Source organism: Elstera litoralis (assembly GCF_000963705.1).
In the GTDB taxonomy this organism is placed as follows: Bacteria; Pseudomonadota; Alphaproteobacteria; order Elsterales; family Elsteraceae; genus Elstera; species Elstera litoralis.
Genome location: NZ_LAJY01000505.1, coordinates 1 through 4,149, shown reverse-complemented (window position 1 = coordinate 4,149; position 4,149 = coordinate 1). Strand labels below are relative to the sequence as shown.

Genomic DNA, 4,149 nt, shown 5'->3' with positions numbered 1-4,149 from the left:
TGCTGCTGCCCAAACCTTTGTACGCACCGAAGTAAACCCTATCATGCGCTTCCCCAACCTTGCGGGAAGCGCCTAGTTCCCCAAACTACGCAAAGACGCTGCTGTATCGATCAAAGGCCGCTGACTGACGTGGATAAAGCCGGTGCTGGGCCGGTCCATATCGAGAATTAACAAAAGCACGGCCGCAATGAGCAGCCCCATCATATAGGCAGGACTACGGCGGCGATGGGGTTCGAGCCCCAAACCGTACCCAACAAACCCAATCGCCACGAAAGCGATACCGTAGAGCGCGACCAGCACGATATTCGGCACCCGGCTGCGCAGCGCCGATAACCGCTTTTCCTGCATATCGATCAGCGCATTCAATGATTCGATATACAGCCCCGTGGGTACCACGGCGGGATGAGTCGCGGCCAGCGTTTTGGCATCCGCCCAAAGCTCGGTAAGCAGGGCGTTCGAGGCATCAATGATCCGCGCCATCTCCGCCGGGTGGTCGATCGCCGCCGTGAGGGTCAGCCGCAAATCGGTATAGGCGCGCAGCAAGTGCAGGTTGGTCGCATCATGGGGCGCGGGCAGCAGCGTACCGCGTAAAGCGGCAGTGCCAATGGCGTTGGCCTCATCCAGAATCGCATCGCGGCGGGTATCGAAGCGCGTGACCGAGATCGAAACGCTAAAACCGATCATCAGCGCCAAGAGCCCGAGAACGGCGGCCTCCAGCGTCGAAATATTGTCGCCGCCCAACCGTCGCGCCCGCCGCCCTAACAAACACCCTATTTCCAGGCAGAGGAGCATGCCGATCAGACTTGCAGCGAAAATGACCGGCAGGGAGACCGCCGAAAGATCGATCATCAAAACCACCCTCTTTTAGATCTTTCGCTCAGGCTTGGCGGAAGCCGGGCTCCAGCGCAACGGCCAAACTGCGTTTCAAGGTTTTGAGCACGACGCTGGTGGTATATTTCCGGATCACCCGATGGTCGGCCAGCATTCGTTCCATGAAGGCATCGAAACTTTCGATGCTCGCCGCCGTCATCGACAGCACCAAATCGCCGCGCCCGGTGACAAACCAGGCGTTTTGAATGGCGGCTTCCCGCGCGATCCAGGCTTGCAAGGGCGGCAGCAGATCGTGCCGGTCGCGCTCCAGTTCCAACTCGACAATCAGGCTGAGGGTTTGGCCAACGGCTTTCGGGTCGAGCAGCGCGACGGTACGTTGAATAACCCCAGCGTCGCGGAGCTTTTTTCAAACGGCGCTGCACGGCGGAAACCGAGAGCCCCGCCCGATCCGCAAGCTGGTCCAAGGTTAGATCGGCATTGTCCTGCACCGCCGCCAGCAGGGCTATATCCGAGGTGGAAAGCAGATCGGGAAAATTCATCGATTTTTCCAGAGGAGACGCAAAAATTTCCCGAATATTCTGAGAGGTAAGGATTTTTTCGCAAGGGAAAACGCTAGGCTTTCCCACATGAGCCCACATCTCCCCCCACCCTCCGCCGCCGGAATTCGTGCCGCCTATGCCGCCATCGATCCGGTTTTCCTCAATACCCCTTTCTGGTCGCACCCCGCCGCCGACGCGGCTTTAAGCCTGCCGCTCGCGGTAAAGGTCGAAGGGTTGAACCCCACCCGCGCGTTTAAAGGTCGGGGAACCGATTGGTTCCTGGCGGGGCTTGCCCCGTCCGATCAACTCTTGGTCTCAGCCTCTGCGGGCAACTTCGGCCAGGGGCTCGCCTATGCCGCCCGCGCCCGAAGCCGCCGGGTGATCCTTTTTGCGGCGACCACCGCCAATCCGTTGAAAATCGAGGCGATGCGCCGCCTCGGGGCCGAAGTTCGGCTGGAAGGGCATGATTTCGACGCCGCCAAAGCCGCCGCCCGCACCTTTGCTGAGCAGCAGGACGGGCTTTTCATCGAGGACGGTGCCCACCCGCGCATCGCCGAGGGCGCGGGCACGATGGCCTTAGAGATGACGCGCGCCCGCCTTGAGTTCGATACGGTGCTCGTTCCCCTGGGCAATGGTGCGCTGCTGACCGGCATTGGCGCGTGGCTCAAAGCCGAACGGCCCGGCGTGCGGGTGATCGGCATCGTCGCGGCGGCGGCCCCCGCCATGCGTCTTTCGTGGGAGGCGGGCCACCCGATTACCACCGCGAACGCCGCCACTATCGCCGATGGCATCGCCGTGCGCGCGCCGGTGCCCTACGCCCTGGCCTGCATGCCCGCGACGGTCGATGCCGTGTGGGAGGTTTCCGAGGCCTCGCTGCGCGCGGCGATGCGCTTTTGCCATGAATACTATGGGTTGGTGGTGGAACCTGCCGGAGCCGCCGGGGTTGCCGCCGCGCTAGAGCATAAGGGGCGGCTTGCCGGGCATCGGCTTGCAACTATTCTCTGCGGAAGCAATCTCAGCGAAACTCAGCGGCGCGATTTTTTGCGCGATCCAGGGTAAAAATTCATCCCTCCCATCGTGAAAAGGTTATTTTTTGCTCAGGAATAGACTATTCTAGCGCCTATGACCGACTTAGCGCCCCCTCCGAGCATCATCGGTATTTGCGCGGCCCATCACGCGATCAATCCGGTTTTCCGAAATTCACCCTTCTACGGGCACCCATCCGCCGATGCGGTTTTACCGTGCAGTTTGCGTGTAAAAAGTTGAAACACAGAACCCAATTCGGGCCGCCGAGGGGCGCGGGGCCGATTGGTTTTTCTCCGGGCAGCCTGCGCGCACGGAACCGCTGGTCACGGCCTCGCCGGGGAATTTCGGCCAGGGGCTCGCCTATGCCGCGCGGGATAAGCAACGCCCGCTGATCGTTTTCGCCCCGACCAGCGTCAATCCGGCCAAGCTGGAGGCGATGCGGCAACTGGGGGCCGAGGTGCGGTTGGAGGGGGCGGATATGTACGCGGCCAAAGAGGCCGCGCGCGCCTATGCCGAGACCCTCGGGGCACAGCTTCTCGACGACGGTGCGCACCCGCGCGTTGTGGAAGGTTTCGGCACCATCGCCCGCGAGATGACGGCATCGGCCGAGGAATTCGATACGATCCTAGTACCGCTTGGTGCAGGGGCGCTGGCGATCGGCATCGGGCTGTGGATCCGCTCGGAGCGGCCGAAGGTGCGCGTCATCGGCCTCGTGCCCGAAACCAGCCCGGCAATGCTGCTGTCTTGGCAGGCGGGAAAAGTCGTCACTGTTCCCCCGGCAGAAGTTCCGACCATTGCCGATGGCCTCGCCCAGCGCGCGCCGTCGGCCTATGCTCTGGAATATCTCAAGCAGACCATCGATGACGTGTGGAGTGTGCGCGACGGGGCGATTCTGGCCGGGATGCGCTTCTGCCATCAGCATTACGGTTGATCGTCGAACCCGCAGGGGCCATCGGCGTCGGCGCGGTTCTGGAGCGCCCGGAGGCGTTTGCGGGACAGAAGGTTGCAACGGTTCTCTGCGGCGGCAATATGACCCCGGACCAGATCCGCACGTATCTGGGTTAACCTTTCACCCTTGACCCCCACGCCTGTGCCGTCTAAGCCTGCGCCACCAGACGGCTGGATGACCGCGCGTCGCTGCAAGCGACGGGAGGAAAGTCCGGGCTCCACGGAAATAGGGTGCCGGGTAACGCCCGGCGGGGGCGACCCTAGGGATAGTGCCACAGAAAGCAAACCGCCATGTCCGCCTTCGGGCGCACACGGTAAGGGTGAAAGGGTGCGGTAAGAGCGCACCGCGCGACCGGCAACGGAAGCGGCACGGTAAACCCCACCCGGAGCAAAACCGAATAGGAAGGGCAGGCCCCCTTGCGGGGTACAGCGCATTTCCGCGCCGCTCTTCGGGTTGGTTGCGAGAGGTGATCGGCAACGATCATCCCAGAGGAATGGTCATCCACGGGCCGCAAGGCCCCGGACAGAACCCGGCTTACAGGCCGTCTGGTATTCCTTATTTCGAAAGTGTCCAATATCCCCGGCACTCCTCTCAGGAGAACGGGAGGGGACAAGCCTGCCCCAGATGAAGCGGCATTATGTTAATTTTCATGTAGCATTGCCGTGTTTTGGTGACTTTTTTTTGTAGTTAAATAACGCGGCAGGCCTGCCGAGGCGGCAGGGTTTTCCATCCCGCGACTCCTGAGAAGCCCTCAGATTCTGTGCTCCTGAACGGCGTTCTTCGCGACTCGTTCAGCACTTTGCG

General features: G+C 61.9%; 4 protein-coding genes, 1 other RNA gene and 2 pseudogenes. 4 read left to right on the top strand and 3 right to left on the bottom strand.

The window, feature by feature from the left end; translation table 11 throughout:
- Nucleotides 1-72: 72 nt before the first annotated feature.
- From VZ95_RS16540 to VZ95_RS29415, 3 genes and pseudogenes are all read right to left on the bottom strand, one after another.
- Entirely contained in the window at nt 73-849 is a 777-nt protein-coding gene (locus VZ95_RS16540) for a bestrophin-like domain (protein WP_045776836.1), read from the bottom strand.
- Between the two features lie 28 nt (nt 850-877).
- The gene (locus VZ95_RS25850) at nt 878-1,147 is read right to left on the bottom strand and encodes an Lrp/AsnC ligand binding domain-containing protein (protein ID WP_052711869.1); all 270 of its coding nucleotides are present in this window, start codon (nt 1,145-1,147) and stop codon (nt 878-880) included.
- 97 nt (nt 1,148-1,244) lie between these two features.
- Nucleotides 1,245-1,370: pseudogene (locus VZ95_RS29415) on the bottom strand (winged helix-turn-helix transcriptional regulator); the annotation flags it as partial.
- Between the two features lie 87 nt (nt 1,371-1,457).
- Here VZ95_RS29415 and VZ95_RS16530 point away from each other — a divergent pair.
- The 4 genes and pseudogenes from VZ95_RS16530 to rnpB all read left to right on the top strand — a co-directional run bounded on the left by VZ95_RS16530 (nt 1,458) and on the right by rnpB (nt 3,898).
- On the top strand, nt 1,458-2,429 hold the full coding sequence (locus tag VZ95_RS16530; protein WP_045776835.1) for a threonine ammonia-lyase: 972 nt from the start codon (nt 1,458-1,460) through the stop codon (nt 2,427-2,429).
- Nucleotides 2,430-2,640: 211 nt separating this feature from the next.
- Nucleotides 2,641-3,327, top strand: a pseudogene (locus VZ95_RS22295) (pyridoxal-phosphate dependent enzyme); the annotation flags it as partial.
- Nucleotides 3,324-3,461: a hypothetical protein gene (locus VZ95_RS24350; protein WP_156995354.1), complete on the top strand. Its 138-nt coding sequence runs from the start codon at nt 3,324-3,326 to the stop codon at nt 3,459-3,461. The pseudogene VZ95_RS22295 and the gene VZ95_RS24350, both read left to right, overlap by 4 nt.
- Before the next feature lie 46 nt (nt 3,462-3,507).
- Nucleotides 3,508-3,898: RNase P RNA component class A (gene rnpB, locus VZ95_RS22305), an RNA gene on the top strand.
- The last annotated feature ends 251 nt before the right edge of the window (nt 3,899-4,149 follow it).

Coding starts and splice junctions, on each gene's coding strand:
- VZ95_RS16540 (WP_045776836.1), bottom strand. CDS start 849: ATGATCGATCTTTCGGCGGTCTCCCTGCCGGTCATTTTCGCTGCAAGT.
- VZ95_RS16530 (WP_045776835.1), top strand. CDS start 1,458: ATGAGCCCACATCTCCCCCCACCCTCCGCCGCCGGAATTCGTGCCGCC.